The sequence below is a fragment of the Streptosporangium sandarakinum genome (assembly GCF_050942225.1).
Taxonomy (GTDB): Bacteria; Actinomycetota; Actinomycetes; order Streptosporangiales; family Streptosporangiaceae; genus Streptosporangium; species Streptosporangium nondiastaticum.
Map to the genome: position 1 here is coordinate 497,702 of NZ_CP192034.1, position 15,103 is coordinate 512,804.

At 72.6% G+C, this 15,103-nt stretch carries 14 protein-coding genes and 1 pseudogene; 10 read left to right on the top strand and 5 right to left on the bottom strand.

The genetic code is table 11. The features are described 5' to 3' along the window. Positions 1-16 precede the first annotated feature (16 nt). Positions 17-1,894 (bottom strand): molecular chaperone DnaK, encoded by a 1,878-nt coding sequence (gene dnaK / locus ACQP10_RS02410; protein ID WP_346017943.1) that lies wholly within the window; start codon positions 1,892-1,894, stop codon positions 17-19. A gap of 201 nt (positions 1,895-2,095) precedes the next feature. Here dnaK and ACQP10_RS02415 point away from each other — a divergent pair, with 201 nt between their 5' ends. Further along, the gene (locus ACQP10_RS02415; protein ID WP_433540797.1) at positions 2,096-2,698 is read left to right on the top strand and encodes an RNA polymerase sigma factor; all 603 of its coding nucleotides are present in this window, start codon (positions 2,096-2,098) and stop codon (positions 2,696-2,698) included. Next, the gene (locus ACQP10_RS02420) at positions 2,691-3,860 is read left to right on the top strand and encodes a CU044_5270 family protein (protein WP_346017941.1); all 1,170 of its coding nucleotides are present in this window, start codon (positions 2,691-2,693) and stop codon (positions 3,858-3,860) included. Before ACQP10_RS02415 ends, ACQP10_RS02420 begins: the two co-directional genes overlap by 8 nt. 89 nt (positions 3,861-3,949) lie before the next feature. On the opposite strand, the gene ACQP10_RS02425 is transcribed toward ACQP10_RS02420, so the two are convergent. After that, positions 3,950-4,447, bottom strand: coding sequence for a hypothetical protein (locus tag ACQP10_RS02425; RefSeq protein WP_346017940.1), 498 nt, complete (start codon positions 4,445-4,447; stop codon positions 3,950-3,952). Positions 4,448-4,611: 164 nt separating this feature from the next. Here ACQP10_RS02425 and proC point away from each other — a divergent pair, with 164 nt between their 5' ends. The 7 genes and pseudogenes from proC to ACQP10_RS02460 all read left to right on the top strand — a co-directional run bounded on the left by proC (position 4,612) and on the right by ACQP10_RS02460 (position 10,669). Further along, the gene (proC, locus tag ACQP10_RS02430) at positions 4,612-5,406 is read left to right on the top strand and encodes a pyrroline-5-carboxylate reductase (protein WP_179820586.1); all 795 of its coding nucleotides are present in this window, start codon (positions 4,612-4,614) and stop codon (positions 5,404-5,406) included. A 381-nt stretch (positions 5,407-5,787) separates the two neighbouring features. Then, positions 5,788-6,951, top strand: coding sequence for an acetoin utilization protein AcuC (locus ACQP10_RS02435; RefSeq protein WP_346017939.1), 1,164 nt, complete (start codon positions 5,788-5,790; stop codon positions 6,949-6,951). Positions 6,952-7,076: 125 nt separating this feature from the next. After that, positions 7,077-7,880 (top strand): annotated as a pseudogene (locus ACQP10_RS02440) (phosphatase); the annotation flags it as partial. 322 nt (positions 7,881-8,202) lie between these two features. Further along, positions 8,203-8,406, top strand: a complete 204-nt coding sequence (locus tag ACQP10_RS02445) for a helix-turn-helix domain-containing protein (RefSeq protein WP_179820581.1) — start codon at positions 8,203-8,205, stop codon at positions 8,404-8,406. A 267-nt stretch (positions 8,407-8,673) separates the two neighbouring features. Beyond that, positions 8,674-8,772: a 30S ribosomal protein bS22 gene (locus ACQP10_RS02450; RefSeq protein WP_018654693.1), complete on the top strand. Its 99-nt coding sequence runs from the start codon at positions 8,674-8,676 to the stop codon at positions 8,770-8,772. 23 nt (positions 8,773-8,795) lie between these two features. Continuing rightward, on the top strand, positions 8,796-9,821 hold the full coding sequence (locus ACQP10_RS02455; RefSeq protein WP_389991887.1) for an NAD-dependent epimerase/dehydratase family protein: 1,026 nt from the start codon (positions 8,796-8,798) through the stop codon (positions 9,819-9,821). Beyond that, positions 9,818-10,669 (top strand): lysophospholipid acyltransferase family protein, encoded by an 852-nt coding sequence (locus tag ACQP10_RS02460; RefSeq protein WP_346017937.1) that lies wholly within the window; start codon positions 9,818-9,820, stop codon positions 10,667-10,669. The genes ACQP10_RS02455 and ACQP10_RS02460 overlap by 4 nt, the downstream gene beginning before the upstream one ends. Positions 10,670-10,716: 47 nt before the next feature. On the opposite strand, the gene ACQP10_RS02465 is transcribed toward ACQP10_RS02460, so the two are convergent. The 3 genes from ACQP10_RS02465 to ACQP10_RS02475 all read right to left on the bottom strand — a co-directional run bounded on the left by ACQP10_RS02465 (position 10,717) and on the right by ACQP10_RS02475 (position 13,259). Next, positions 10,717-11,598 carry an HAD family hydrolase gene (locus ACQP10_RS02465; protein WP_179820574.1) on the bottom strand — a complete coding sequence of 294 codons (882 nt, stop codon included), beginning with the start codon at positions 11,596-11,598 and terminating at the stop codon, positions 10,717-10,719. A gap of 152 nt (positions 11,599-11,750) precedes the next feature. Further along, positions 11,751-12,464: a DUF5667 domain-containing protein gene (locus ACQP10_RS02470; protein WP_346017936.1), complete on the bottom strand. Its 714-nt coding sequence runs from the start codon at positions 12,462-12,464 to the stop codon at positions 11,751-11,753. Between the two features lie 153 nt (positions 12,465-12,617). After that, positions 12,618-13,259, bottom strand: a complete 642-nt coding sequence (locus tag ACQP10_RS02475) for a sigma-70 family RNA polymerase sigma factor (protein WP_179820568.1) — start codon at positions 13,257-13,259, stop codon at positions 12,618-12,620. A 201-nt stretch (positions 13,260-13,460) separates the two neighbouring features. On the opposite strand from ACQP10_RS02475, the gene ACQP10_RS02480 reads away from it, so the two are divergent. Further along, positions 13,461-15,101 carry an antibiotic biosynthesis monooxygenase gene (locus tag ACQP10_RS02480; protein WP_399498863.1) on the top strand — a complete coding sequence of 547 codons (1,641 nt, stop codon included), beginning with the start codon at positions 13,461-13,463 and terminating at the stop codon, positions 15,099-15,101. The last annotated feature ends 2 nt before the right edge of the window (positions 15,102-15,103 follow it).

Below are 15,103 nucleotides of genomic sequence, written 5' to 3' on the forward strand. Positions count from 1 at the left end.
CTCGGATCACGGCTCGTCACTTCGCGCCGTTGTCGCGCTTGGGCTCTTCGTCGACGATCTCGGCCTCGACCACGTCCTCGTCGGCCTTCTGACCGGCCGCGCCCTCGGCGCCGGCGCCGGCGGCGGCACCGGCCGCCTCGGAGCCCTGCGACTGGGCGTAGATGGCGGAGCCCATCTTCTGGCTGACCGTGGCGAGCTTCTCGGCGGCGGTCCGGATCGCGGCCGTGTCGGTGCCCTCCAGAGCCTTCTTCAGCTCGGCGACGGAGTCGTTGACCTCGGTCTTGACGTCGTCCGGGACCTTGTCGGAGTTCTCGCTGAGGAACTTCTCGGTCTGGTAGACGAGCGAGTCCGCGTTGTTGCGGGTCTCGGCCTCCTCGCGGCGCCGCTTGTCCTCCTCGGCGTAGGACTCGGCCTCGCGCATCATGCGCGCGATGTCGTCCTTCGGCAGCGCGGAGCCGCCGGTGATCGTCATCGTCTGCTCCTTGCCGGTACCGAGGTCCTTGGCGGAGACGTTCACGATGCCGTTGGCGTCGATGTCGAAGGTGACCTCGATCTGCGGGATGCCGCGCGGCGCCGGGGCGATGCCGGTCAGCTCGAAGGTGGCCAGCTTCTTGTTGTACGCCGCGATCTCACGCTCGCCCTGGTACACCTGGATCTGCACCGACGGCTGGTTGTCCTCGGCCGTGGTGAAGACCTCGGAGCGCTTGGTCGGGATCGTGGTGTTGCGCTCGATGATCTTGGTGAAGATGCCGCCCTTGGTCTCGATGCCCAGCGACAGCGGGGTCACGTCGAGCAGCAGGACGTCCTTGACCTCGCCCTTGAGCACACCGGCCTGCAGGGCGGCGCCGATGGCGACGACCTCGTCCGGGTTCACGCCCTTGTTGGGCTCCTTGCCGCCGGTCAGCTCCTTGACGAGCTCGGTGACGGCGGGCATGCGGGTCGAGCCGCCGACGAGCACGACGTGCGCGATGTCGGAGACCTTGATGCCGGCGTCCTTGATCACCTGGTGGAACGGGCCCTTGCAGCGCTCCAGCAGGTCGGCGGTGAGCCGCTGGAACTCGGCGCGGGTGAGCTTCTCGTCCAGGTGCAGCGGGCCCTCGGCGGAGGCCGTGATGTAGGGCAGGTTGATGCTGGTCTCGGACTGGCTGGACAGCTCGATCTTGGCCTTCTCCGCCGCCTCACGCAGACGCTGGAGGGCCATCTTGTCCTTGGACAGGTCGACGCCGTGGGCGTTCTTGAAGCGGTTGACCAGCTCGTCCACGACGCGCTGGTCCCAGTCGTCGCCACCGAGGTGGTTGTCGCCGCTGGTGGCCTTGACCTCGACGAAGCCGTGGCCGTCCTCCTGGCCGACGTCGAGCAGGGACACGTCGAAGGTGCCGCCGCCGAGGTCGAAGACCAGGATCGTCTGGTCCTGGTCCTTGTCGAGACCGTAGGCGAGCGCCGCGGCCGTCGGCTCGTTGATGATGCGCAGGACGTTCAGGCCCGCGATCTGCCCGGCCTCCTTGGTGGCCTGGCGCTGGGCGTCGTTGAAGTAGGCGGGAACGGTGATCACGGCGTCGGTGATCTTCTCGCCCAGGTAGGCCTCGGCGTCCTGCTTGAGCTTCTGCAGGACGAAGGCGCTGATCTGCTGGGGGGAGAACTTCTTGCCGTCGATCTCCTGGTTCCAGTCGGTGCCTATCTCGCGCTTGACCGAGCGGATCGTCCGGTCCACGTTGGTGACGGCCTGTCGCTTGGCGACCTCGCCGACGAGGACCTCGCCGTTCTTCGCGAAGGCGACCACGGACGGCGTGGTCCGAGAGCCCTGCGCGTTGGCGATGACGGTGGGCTCACCGCCCTCGAGGATCGAGACGACGGAGTTGGTCGTCCCCAGGTCGATACCTACCGCACGTGCCATGAGTACGTCCTTGTAGTCAAAGTTGAGTCGGTCGGGCTCATATTGGAGCTTCGAGTGGCGTTTGTCAAACGACTTGAGCCTATGTCACTCAACCTTCCGGCGCGTGAAAGCATTCCCGATCTCCGGGGAAGAACGGGCGATCCCCCTCTCCCAACGAAGGAACCCCGTGTCCGCTCCCCACCCCGTCCCACGGGACGAAGCGTGATCGCTCCCCGCCTCGATCCCGAGGCCGGTCCCGAGACCGGCGGCAGCCCGCCGGTCCTCGACTTCGACCGGATCTTCGACGACCACTTCACCGAGATCCACCGCTACGTCGCCCGCCGCCTGGACGTCCACACCGCCGACGACCTCGCGGCCGAGACCTTCCTCCGCGCCTTCCACGACCGCCACCGCTTCGACGCCGCGCGAGGGGAGATCCGCCCCTGGCTGTACGGCATAGCCACCAATCTGCTCGCCAAACACCGGCGGAGCGAGATCCGCCGATGGAAGGCGCTCGCCCGCACCGCCGTACGCGACACCGCCGGTCACCACGGCGGCCACGCGGACGGACACGAGGACGCGGTGACCGCGCGGGTCGCCGCGGGGCGGGTGACCGGCCGGCTCGCGGGGGCGCTGGCCGGTCTGGCCGAGCGGGACCGGAACGTGGTCCTGCTGGTCGCGCTCGGCGGTCTCTCCCACGCCGAGGTGGCCGCCGCGCTGGACATCCCCTACGGGACCGTCGCGTCCCGGCTCAGCCGGGCCCGCAGGCGGCTCCGCGAGGCGCTCGGCGACATCGACCCGCTGAAGGAGGACCACGATGGATGAGATCAACCTGCTGGCGTCGTCGCTTCCGGACGCCCCGCCGCCGTCGCCCGCGGCCGTCGCCCGCGCCCGCGCCCGGCTGGCCGCGGCGGAGACGGCCCGGCCGGTACGGCACCGCGTGCGCCTCCGTCCCCGGCCGTGGGTGTGGACCGCCGCCACCGCCGCCGCGACGGCCGCGGTCATCCTGGCCGTCACCGCCGGGGTCGGGGCCGGAGGCGGGTCCGCGAACGGTCCCGCGACGGCGGTGTCCGCGCCGGACGGCCGCCAGGCGCTGCTGGACATCGCCGCCAGGGCCGAGGCGCTGCCCGCGGAGACCCCGGGGGCGTACTGGCGGCGCAGGTCCGTCGCCGGTTCATTCGCCCGGTGGGGAGACGGATCCGCCCGCTACATGGTGCTCTTCACCACCGAACTGGACTCGTGGACGCCCCGCGACCCGCGCGACCCCGTTTTCACCCGCCTCGACAGGATGGAGGGCCGTCCCGCCGCCCCCGAGGACGTGGCCGCCTGGCGAGAGCAGGGCGCCCCGCGCCGTCAAGGTCCCAAGGACGCCCTGCGGCCTGGCGGCCCGATCGCGGAGTGCGCCGGGGAACCGGGCTGCACGCCGAAACCGGTGGGGTGCACCTACTCCTGGCAGGTCGACCCGAAGGGGATCCTCTACGACCGCAGGATGGCCGAGCTGACCTTCGCCGACCTGGAGGCGCTGCCCAGGGACGCCGGGACGCTGCTCGAACGGTTCAAGGCGGCCAGGAGGGGGGACCAGAGCCCGTCGCAGGAGCAGAACTGGTCCTTCTCCGCGGTCTCGCTGCTGAACCTGCCGAGCCCGCCCGATCTGCGGGCGGCGGCGCTGCGGGTCCTCGCCGGCCTTCCCGGGACCCGGGTGGTCGGCGAGATCACCGACCCGCTCGGCCGCCCGGGGGTCGCGGTGCGGATCAACGCCGGTGAGACCGGCGAGACCGGAATGGGCGACGCCATGGTCCCCGTCGACTACCAGATCATCCTCGATCCCGTCACGGGCGAGATGACCGGCGAGCGCTCCACCGTCGTCCGGGACGCCGAGGGCGTGGCCGCCGGCACGGTGATCGGCTACGCGGCCTACACCGAGCAGGGATGGACCGGCGAGCGGCCCGAGCGGCCCGAGGGATGCAAGGAGGGCCCGGTCGGGTGAGGCCGGCCGCGCCCGCGCGGCTCTCCGGGAGCGGCCCGGGTCCGGTGGGGCCGGTGTGCCCCGCGGGCCCTCCCGGAAGCGGCCTCGCGTCAGCGCGCCCCGTCGACCACCTTGCGCTTGCCCAGGGGGGCCTTGAGCTTGACGGTCGTCACCTTCTTGATGGCGATGTCGATGCAGGCGACGTTCCGCGCCTTGCCGCTCGGGCCCTCCCAGAGGGTGACGGTCACCCGCCGGGCCGTCTCCTTGACGCTCACCCGGTCGAGGACGGTGCAGGGCTCCACCCCCGACCACCAGACGATCCGCAGGCTCCGGCCGTCCTTGGACGGCTTGGCGGTGAGCCATCCGGCCTTGCGGGGGTTGACGGTGTGGCCCTCGGGCCTCACCGGCTTGGGGGTGCCGTGCGTGGGCTCGGTGCGGGGCGCCACGGGTGGCACGGTGTGCGAGACCGGCTGCGAGGGGCCGGTGGCCGTTCCGGCGCCGTGCCCCGCCGGGGCGGTCGTGGTGACCGAGGCCGCGGTGCCACCGTGCTCGGCGCCGCAGGCCGTGGCCAGCAGCAGGCTTCCAGCCAGGAGAGAGGTCGCGATCATCCGCATACCCCTACAACGTCCCGGACGGCGGACCGGTTCAAGGAGACCGCGCGTCCCGCCGAGCCGGGTGGCCGGGGGTGAACGTCGCCCGGTGTCACGTGGGCGGACCCCTTAGGCTGGGGATTCACTTCTCCCGATGGTCCTCTCACGCGAGGTGCGCCGAAATGATCGCGATTCTGGGAACCGGCAAGATGGGCGAGGCCCTGCTGTCCGGGCTGCTCCGGGCCGGTGCGAGGCCGGGCGAGGTGCTGGCCACCGCGCGCCGCGCCGAGCGCGCCGCGGACCTCAGGGAGCGGTACGGAGTGCAGGTGGTCTCCAACGTCGAGGCCGCCAAGACCGCCGACACGCTGATCCTCGCGGTCAAGCCCCAGGACATGGCCTCCCTGCTGGCGGAGATCGCCCCGCACGTCCCGGGCGACCGCCTGGTGGTCACGGCGGCGGCGGGCATCACCACCTCCTTCGTGGAGGCGCGGCTGGGCGGCGAGATCCCGGTGGTCCGGGTGATGTCCAACACGCCGGTGCTGGTGGACGAGGCGATGAGCGTGATCTCGGCGGGCGCCCACGCCTCCGAGGCGCACCTGGAGCTCACCGAGAACCTGCTGCGGCCGGTCGGCAAGGTGCTGCGCATCCCCGAGTCGCAGCAGGACGCCGCGACCGCGCTGTCCGGCAGCGGCCCGGCCTACTTCTTCTACCTCGTCGAGGCCATGGTCGACGCGGGCATCCTGCTCGGCATGCCCCGCGCCGCGGCACTCGACATGGTCGTCCAGTCGGTCGTCGGGGCGGCCATCATGCTGCGCGACTCCGGGGAGCACCCGGTGATCCTGCGGGAGGCGGTCACCTCCCCGGGCGGCACCACCATCTCGGCCATCGCCGAGCTGGAGCGCCACAGCGTCCGGGCCGCCTTCCTGGCGGCCATCGAGGCCGCCCGCGACCGTAGCCGCCAGCTCGCCGCCGGCTGACCGGCGTCCGCCGTACCCGCCGACCGGTCAGCCGCCGGTCGACCGGCACCCCACCGTCCCCCGCCCGGGTGCCCCGGCCGTACGGCGTGTGCGCCCGGCCGTACGGCGGACGCTCTCGCCGCGGCTTCGCGGCGGTCGGCGTGTTGAGGCGAATAAATATGGATATTTCGCTTAGATGAAAAGCGCTCGCTCCTCCGGAGCCCCCGCTCCGGCCCCTGGGCCCGGGTGCGGTAGCGTCGGCCGGAGCGGGGGGACCCCGGGAGGGCGCGGCGTCGTCGCGCCCGGCGGGGGAGAGCCCGTGTGCGAGCAGCCCGTGAGCGAGAGCGGGGGGCGGGCCGGGGAACGCGGCGGCCCGCGCACCAGGCCGGCGAAGGAGGACCCGTGAGCCGTTCCGTGCGGGTCGTCTGGGACGACGCCCTCACCTCATACGACTTCGGGCCGGGTCACCCGCTCGCACCCGTCCGGGTCGAGCTGACCATGGCCCTGGCGCGGGAGCTGGGCGTGCTGGACGCGGTGGAGATGACCGGCTGCGCGCCCGCCACCGACGACGAGCTGGCACTGGTCCACACGCGCGACTACATCGAGGCCGTCAGGCGGGTGTCCGCGACCGGGCGGCCCGATCTGCTTCACGGGCTCGGCACCGAGGACAACCCGGCCTTCACCGGGGTGCACGAGGCGTCCGCGCTGATCACCGGCGCCAGCCTTGCCGCCGCCCGCGCGGTCTGGACCGGTGAGGCCGAGCACGCGGTGAACGTGGCGGGGGGCCTGCACCACGCGATGCCCTCCACCGCGAGCGGATTCTGCGTGTACAACGACCCGGCGGTGGCGATCGCCTGGCTGCTCGCCCAGGGCGCGACGAGGGTCGCCTACGTCGACGTGGACGTCCACCACGGCGACGGCGTCCAGGCGGCGTTCTACGACGACCCCAGGGTCCTGACCGTCAGCCTGCACGAGAGTCCGCAGACCCTCTTCCCCGGCACGGGCTTCCCCGGGGAGACCGGCGCGGAGGGCACCGCGGTCAACGTGGCGCTGCCGGCCGGATGCGGCGACGGCGGCTGGCTGCGGGCCTTCCACGCGGTGGTGCCGCCGCTGCTGCGGGAGTTCGCCCCCGAGATCCTGGTCACCCAGCACGGCTGCGACAGCCACGCGCTGGACCCGCTGGCCCACCTGATGCTCAGCCTGGACGGCCAGCGCGCCGCCTACGCCGCGCTGCACGAGCTGGCACACGAGACCGCGGGCGGGCGCTGGGTCGTCACCGGAGGCGGGGGATACGAGCTGGTGCAGGTCGTGCCCCGGGCCTGGACCCACCTGATATCCGAGGTCGCGGGCCGCCCGCTCGCCCCGGCCACCGCGACCCCGCCGGAGTGGCGCCGGATGACCAAGGAGCGGACGGGCCAGACGGCGCCGCTGACGCTGACCGACGGCAGGAAACCGGAGTTCGCCGACTTCTCCGCCGGATACGATCCGGCGGACCCGATCGACCGGGCCGTCATGGCGACCAGGAAGGCCGTCTTCCCCCTCCACGGACTGGACCCCCTCCCGTGAGCCGGCCGGGCCCGCCCGCTGCCTCACCGGGCTCTCCCGAGACCCGGCCGGATCCCTCCGCGACCCCGCCGGGCCCTTCCACGGCCCCATCCGGCCCTCCCGCGGCCCCGCCGGGTCCCTCCGCTTCTCCGCCGGACCGGGCGGCCCTCCGCGACCACCTCGTCCGCACGCGGATCGCCGGTGACGTGGCGACCAGCCGGGAGAACAACCTCGACCACTACCGGTCGCTGGCCAACCGTGACCCCTACCACCTGTTCGGGCTGACCCTGCGGGGCCGCTGGTCCTACCGGGACGTTCTGGAGCTGATGGCCCGATCCGCCGGGGTGGTGGCCGACCCGGGGCATCGGGAGGGCCAGGACACCATCGACCCGGACCTGACGATCGCCGCGGTGGAGGCGATGGGCGACACGATCGCCGGGGTGCTGCGCCGCGGGGCCCCGCGGGTCCTGATGGCCACGGGCCATCCCACGGGCCTGCTCACCGTCCATCTCGCCCTGGCCCGGCTGCTGCGGAGGCACGGCGCGATCATGATGAGCCCGGCCGAGGGCTGGTCCTACTGGGGCTCCGGGTACGGCCGCAAGCGCAGGATCCGGTACATGGACGACGTGGCCATGCTGGACGATCGGGGCGCCTTCGTGCACACCCACGACCCGGCCCCGATGCAGGCCATGCTCGGCCGGCTCGCGGAGCCCGCGGGGCCCGGTGACGGCCGGCCGGACCTGGTGATCGCCGACCATGGCTGGGCCGGCGCGGCCGGTGAGGCGGGCCTCCTCACGGTCGGGTTCGCCGACAGCAACGATCCCGCCCTCTTCGTCGGTGAGGCGGAAGGCAAGATCGCTGTCACCGTGCCGCTCGATGACAATGTGCTACCGAGGTATTACGATCCGCTTACGAAGTATCTGGTCGAGAGGGTCGTGCGGGCACTGTGAGGCGCGGGGGACGTCGTTGGGGACATCCCTATACCGGCTTTTCGCGCCTGCATTCCGCCCGCCTCGACGACCGTTTGTCAACTTTTTGGAGATTGTGGGCGACTCTAATAGGAGACAGTTGGTCCGTTCCAAGATCTAGGCGAGGGGCACGGTCCGGCTGCTGGCCAGCGAGTTTCTCCATTTCGCTGACGCGGGACTGCAGAGGCTGACAAAGTAGGGGGTTTGCGCACTCCGAGTCCCGACTTACGCTGACGGCAGTACACGTGCGTGAGCAATGGCACCAGTGGGGATAACCCGGAAACACGTGCGGAAGAGGCGTCCGATGGCTGCAGGCGAAAGACCTCTCAGTGAGGTGAAGTTCCTGACCGTGGCCGAGGTGGCCACAGTCATGAGGGTGTCCAAGATGACCGTTTACCGACTCGTGCATTCGGGCGAGCTGCCGGCCATCAGGGTCGGCCGATCCTTCCGGGTGCCGGAGCAGGCGGTTCACGACTATCTGAGGGACGCCTACATCGAGGCGGGTTGAGGCGGTGAGCCCCCCGGCGCAGGTCGGGGGGCACCGGCCGCGGGCCGTACGGAAGGGGCGACCGGCCGGCCGCCGGTCCCCGGATCCGGCCGGTGACGACGGAGCAGGAAGAGGTAGCGGCGCGCGCGGCGGCGCCGTGAGTTCCCAAAACATCCCCCGGGCATCCCCCAGGGCCGATCTACCGTGGATCGCCGGTAGTCTGTTGAGCCGGTGTGTTGTTTCGCGCACCGGTTTGACAATCTCGGCTACCAGCTACCTGGGGGTCCCGTGGGCTCTGTGATCAAGAAGCGCCGTAAGCGCATGGCGAAGAAGAAGCACCGCAAGCTTCTCAAGAAGACCCGCATCCAGCGGCGTAACAAGAAGTAGCGAAGCGGATCTGCGAGGCGTCGATGACCCACACCGTGCTCGTCACCGGGGTCTCGCGCCACATCGGCGCCCGGGTGGCGAGCGTTCTCGCGGCCGACCCGGAGATCGGCCGGGTCATCGGAGTGGACACGGCGCCGCCGCCCTCGCTGTCAAGTGATGGCGGCGTCCCCCTCGGCCGGACGGAGTTCGTCCGCGTGGACCCGCGCGGCCCCGACATCGCCAAGGTGATCTCGGCCGCCGACGTCGACACGGTGGTCCACATGAGTCTGGTGAGCGCTCCCCCCCGGAGCGGCGGCCGGGCGCTCATGAAAGAGCAGAACGTCATAGGCACCATGCAGCTGCTCGGTGCCTGCCAGCGGTCCGCCACGGTCCGCCGTCTCGTCGTGCGCTCGACCACGGCCGTCTACGGCTCCTCCCCGCGTGACCCGGCGGTCTTCACCGAGGACGCCGAACCGGCCGAGCCGCCGGCGCACGGCTACGCCAAGGACGCCTGCGAGGTCGAGGGTTACGTCCGCGGGTTCACCCGGCGGCGCCGTGACGTGACCGTCACCACCCTCAGGTTCGCCAACTTCATGGGGCCCGGCGTCGACTCGCCGCTGACCCGTTACTTCACCCAGCCCGTCCTGCCGACGGCGCTCGGTTTCGACCCCCGGCTGCAGTTCGTCCACGAGGACGACGCGGTCGAGGTGCTCAGGCGGACGGCCACCGAGGACCACCCCGGCACGTTCAACGTGGCCGGGGACGGCGTGCTCCTGCTGTCGCAGTGCGCCCGCCGGGCCGGGCTGGTCACGGTCCCGGTGCCCTCCTCGGCCTTCCAGCTCATGGGCGAGCTCGCCCGCGGCGCCGGCCTGGTCGACTTCTCCCCCGAGCAGCTCCGCCTGATGCGCCACGGCCGGGTCGTCGACACCACCGCGCTGGCCGCGGCCCTCGGCCGGCGGCCGGCGTTCTCGACCGCCGCCGCCTTCGACGACTTCCTCCGGGCCCGTGACATCGCCGGCGGCCTGCCCGCGGCCCTGATGGACCTGCTGACCCGGGCGGTGGCCCGATGAGCGACGTCGACCGGCGTGTCGCCGAGCTGCTGGCCCTCCTGCGCCGCCGCGTCACGGGCGAGTACGAGGTCGACGAGTTCGGCTTCGACCCCGAGCTCACCGACAAGGTGCTGCTGGAGCTGGTCCGCCCGCTGTACCGCGACTGGTTCCGCGTCGAGACCACCGGCATGGAGCACGTGCCGGCCGACTCCGGCGCCCTCGTCGTGGCCAACCACTCGGGCACCATCCCGCTGGACGGGCTCATGCTCCAGGTGGCCCTGCACGACCACCACCCCGCGCGCCGCGCGCTCCGGCTCCTCGGCGCCGACCTGGTCTACCGGCTCCCGCTGCTCGGCCACCTGGCCCGCAAGTCCGGTCACACCCTGGCCTGCCGGGAGGACGCCGACCGCCTGCTACGAAAAGGCGAGCTGGTCGGGGTCTTCCCCGAGGGGTTCAAGGGCGTCGGCAAGCCGTTCTCCGAGCGATACCGGCTGCAGCGGTTCGGCCGCGGCGGGTTCGTCGCCTCGGCCATCCGCGCCCAGACGCCGATCGTGCCCTGCGCCATCGTGGGGGCGGAGGAGATCTACCCCAAGATCGGTGACCTGAGCCTGCTGGCCAGGGCACTCGGCCTGCCGTACCTCCCCGTCACCCCGCTGTTCCCCTGGCTGGGACCGCTCGGCGCGGTGCCGCTGCCGTCCAAGTGGGTGATCGGGTTCGGCGAGCCGGTCAGGACCGACGAGTTCGACCCCGCCGACGCCGACGACCCCATGGTGGTCTTCCACCTCACCGACCAGATCCGCGAGATCATCCAGCAGCAGCTCAACGAGCTGCGGCTGCGGCGGGGCCACGCCTTCCCGCCGTTCTTCTGACCCGGCCTTCCCGGCGAGCCGTCCGACGGGCCGCGGCCGTACGGAGGTCAGCGGGCTCGGTGGAGGCGGCGCAGCGCGACGGCGGCCGCCACGCCCCCGGCCAGCGCCCCCACGCCCGCGGCGATGGGCAGGCCGATCATGGTGGCCTTGCGGCCGGTGCGGAAGTCCTTGATCGCCCACTGGTTCTGCCGGGCGTGGTCGCGCAGCTCGGCGTCGGGGTTGATCGCGGTGGCGTTGCCGACGATGGACAGCAGCGGCAGGTCGTTGGCCGAGTCGCTGTAGGCCGAGCATCGGCTCAGGTCGAGGCCCTCCCGGCGGGCCAGCGCGCGCACGGCCTCCGCCTTGGCGGGGCCGTGGAGCAGGTCGCCGACCAGGCGGCCGGTGTAGACGCCGTCGCTGGTCTCCGCCACGGTGCCGAGGGCGCCGGTCAGGCCGAGGCGCTGGGCGATCACCCGGGCGAGTTCCACCGGGGTCGCGGTGACCAGCCAGACCCGCTGGCCGGCGTCGAGGTGGCTCTGGGCCAGGGCGCGGGTGCCGGCCCAGATGCGGTCGGCCATCACCTCGTCGTAGATCTCCTCGCCCAGCTGGACGATGTCCTCGACCTTGTGGCCCGCCACGAACGCCAGCGCGGCCTCCCTGGCCTCGGCGATGTGCTCGGGGTTCTCACCGCCGCGGACCCGGAAGACCGTCTGGCCGAACGCGAACCTCAGCAGGTCGCGGGTGGTGAACAGGCCGCGCGAGGCCAGGCCGCGGGCGAAGTAGTAGATGGACGCGCCGCGCATCATCGTGTTGTCCACATCGAAGAAGGCGGCGGCGGTCGGGTCGGGCTCGACCATCGGCAGCGCGACCGCCGCGGCGGCCGCCACCTCCCCGGCTGCCACCTCTCCGGCCGTCCCCGCCCCACCCCGGTCTCGCAGTAGCCGCCTCATAGCCCTCAGCTTAACCGGAGCAGGCGGGTTAAACCGGTATACAACGCGTGGCCGTGAGGCGACGTACGGCGGGCGGGCGGCCCTCCGGCGGCCCGATGACGGCCCGGCGGCCGGCCCCCGCGGCGGCCCAGAACGGGGCCCGCGACGGCCCGTCAGCCCGGGGGAGCCAGCTGGATGATGTAGTGCAGATAGCCGTTGGCCCGGCGCTGATCCTCGACGTCCAGCTTGGGGAGCATGCCCTCGATCTGGTTCCGCTGTTTCTGGACGAAGCGCTTGAGCTGGCGGGAGTCGCGGACGTCGCGGCGGCGCACCCGGGTGAGGGAGGAGACCGCCGAGCGGGTGGTGTCCTCCATGTCCTTGAGGGTCTGCCGGATCAGGCGCTTCTCCCGCCGGGAGGAGCCGAGGAGCTCCTCGACCTCGTGGGCGCGGGTCTCGGCGTAGCCGAAGGAGCGGTCGGCCCGCTCGGCCTCGTCGGCGCTCAGGTGGAACAGCGTGCTCTCGGCGGCCCGCTTGAGCGGGTAGAGCGTCTCCCCGGGCATCGACCGGTAGGTGGCCAGGCCCGCCACCAGCATCACCGCCACCAGCACCGCGCTCACCAGCCGGTAGAGCGGGCCCGGGCGCGGGCACCGCACCCGGACGCCCCGCCGCCCGCGCCGCCGGTGCCGGGCGCGGCGTGCCGGGACGGCCGGTTCCGCGGGCTCGTCGGCCCCGGCGAGGTCCTCCCGGGCGGCGTTCGTCAGGCGCTCGCGCAGCCCCGCGCGGAACTCCGGCCGGGGCGCCCCGCCCATCCGGGTGCCGAGCCTCGTGACGTGGCTCCGGGCGCGTGCCCGGGACCCGCGCGAGATGCCCGGCGGCCACTCACCCATGAACGCTCCCTGCCGCCCCAGATCCGTGACGCATCGTGTCACCTGCCTAACGACGGCCCGGCGCGGCGGGTTACGCGCCGCGCGTACCGGGCTTCGCGCGCCCTCACGGGGGCCTCGCGGGGCTCCGCCGGGCCTCGCGCCGCCACACGCGGTTCAGCCGAGGTCCGACGGCAGCGCGCGGGCGAGCGCCCGGATCGCGCGGAACTGCAGCGCCTTGATGGCGCCGCTCTTCTTCCCCATGATCAGCGCGGTCTCCGCCAGCGACATGCCGTGCAGGAACCGCAGGACCACGCACTCCTGCTGCTCGGGTCCCAGATCGCGGACCGCGCTGAGCACCCGGTCGCTGACCATGGCGGTGACGACGGCGTTCTCCGGGATGTGGGGGCCGTCGAGCGGGGTGTCGATCACCTCGGCGGTCGAGACCTCCAGCCGGTACCTGCCGGACTTGAAGTGGTCGGCGATCAGGTTCCTGGCGATGGTCACGAGCCAGGCCCCGAAGTCGCGGCCCTGCCAGGTGAAGTCGGCGATCCGGCGCAGCGCGCGGAGGAAGGTCTCGCTGGTGAGGTCCTCGGCCAGCGGATGGGAGCCGACCCGGAAGTAGACGTAGCGGTACACCAGGTCGAGGTAGCGGTCGTAGAGCGCGCCGAACGCGTCCGTGTCCCCGGTCTTGGCCCGCAGGACGAGCTCGCGGAGCTCCTCCACGGCGTCCGCGCGCGCGGCGGGCTCGTCGCCGCGGGCGGGGGCCGTCCCGACGGCGGTGGGGAGGTGCCCGGCGAGCGGCCACGTGTCTGGCATCCGGTATCCCTGTGGGGGAGAGGGTGCGGCGTGCCCGCTCACTCTAGGAATCAAACGGGTGATTCCACAATCCAAACGCCAATTCATGACTTACGGTAATCGTCCGGTGTCGCGGCCTCGGGGCCGGTCCGGCCGCCGTACCGGGCCGTTCGGTCGCCCGGCTACCCGTAGGGGGCCGATGTCCGGCAGCATGGGGACACCATGGAAGTCCTCGTCGCTGTCATCGCATTCGCCGGATCGCTCCTCGCGGCCGTCGCCACCGCCGCCCTCGTCGGCCGGTTCCGCAGCGAGCCCACGGGATGGGCGGTCGCCTGGAGCCTCACGACGGCGGCGCTCTGCGTGTCACTCGGAGTGATCGGCGCAGGTCACCTGCTGGGATTCGGGGCGGGCACGTTCCGCGTCTACCAGCTGACCGGCTCCCTGCTGGCCCCGCTGTGGCTGGCCGTCGGGGTCGTCCAACTGCTGGTGCGCGGGGCCGGTATCAGGTTCGCCTCCTGGCTCGTGGGCGCCGGGTTCACGATCGTCGGCGCGGTGATCCTGGCGGTCGACCGGGTCGAGGAGGAGAAGAGCTTCGGCCGGTCCCTTCCGGTCGGGAGCGTCCACTGGGGCCTGCCGCCGACCTACGTCCTGCTGGCCGTCCACGTCGTGGCCGCGCTCGTCCTGGTGGCGGGCGTCGCGCTGACGGTGAAGCGGTGGAGGGGCGGCGACGAGTACGACGCCGACAACATGCACGCCCTCCTCGTGCTGGGCCCGACCGGCCTGGCCCTCGTGGGGGCGATGAGCTTCGCCGTGCCGGGGATGTTCACCGCGCTGCTGCTCTGCGTCACCGCGGCCGCGGTCTGGTACAGCCTGCTCCGCCCGCTGGCGCCGTACGAGGACGACGAGGACGAGGACGGGTACGACGAGGCCCCGGCGGGCGGCGCCGCCGGTGGGCGCGAGCCGGCGGGCCGCCGCGCGGCCTTCGGGCAGCCTCCCGCGGACGTCCAGGTCGCGGGGCGGCGCGCCCTCGCCGAGGAGTCCCCGCGCCGCTCCGGCCTCGGCGATCTCGTCGCCGAGTACCGTGCGGGCGAGCCGGAGCCCCAGGCCGCGGGCCGCGGGCACCGGTCCACGCCGCCCCGGCCCGCCGGGGACGACCCGTTCGGCGGCCCGGCCACCGGCATGTTCATGGCGGGCGAGTACGGCATGCCGCCCGCCGCGGGCGGGCACGACGGGCAGGCCGGCCCGGCCGACGACCGGGCCGCCTCCACCGGCGAGTACAACGTGCCGCTGAACGAGTACGGCAGGCACTCCGGCGGCCCCAGCACCGGTGAGTTCGCCGCCCCCGACTCGCCGCTGCAGCCCATGTCGGCGGACCAGGCGTTCGGCGCCCCGCAGTCCCGGCACGGGCGCTCCGCCGAGCCGTCCCCGGGCGTGCCGGGTGCCCCGGGCGGCCGCGGCCGGACACCCGGGCCGCCGGAGACCGGCGCGATGTACCCCGGGGCGGCGGCCGGGCGACCGGGCGGGGCCGGGCGCCCCTCGCCGAACATCTTCGGCCTGCTGACCGTCTTCACCCTGATCGACGGCACCGGCGAGATGTTCGACCGGCTGGCCGAGGAGACGGTCGAGGCCGTCCGCGGCGCGGAGCCCGACACGCTGATCTACGCCTGTCACGCCGTGAAGTCGGCCCCGCTCCAGCGCATCGTCTACGAGATCTACCGCGACGAGGTCGCCTACACCGAGCACCAGCGCCAGCCGCACGTCGAGCGGTTCGTCAGCGAGCGCCAGAACATGGTGCTCGCCACCAACGTGATCGACCTCAGGGTGAACGCCGCCAAGGTGCTCCCGCTGCCGACGTCCTTCTAGCC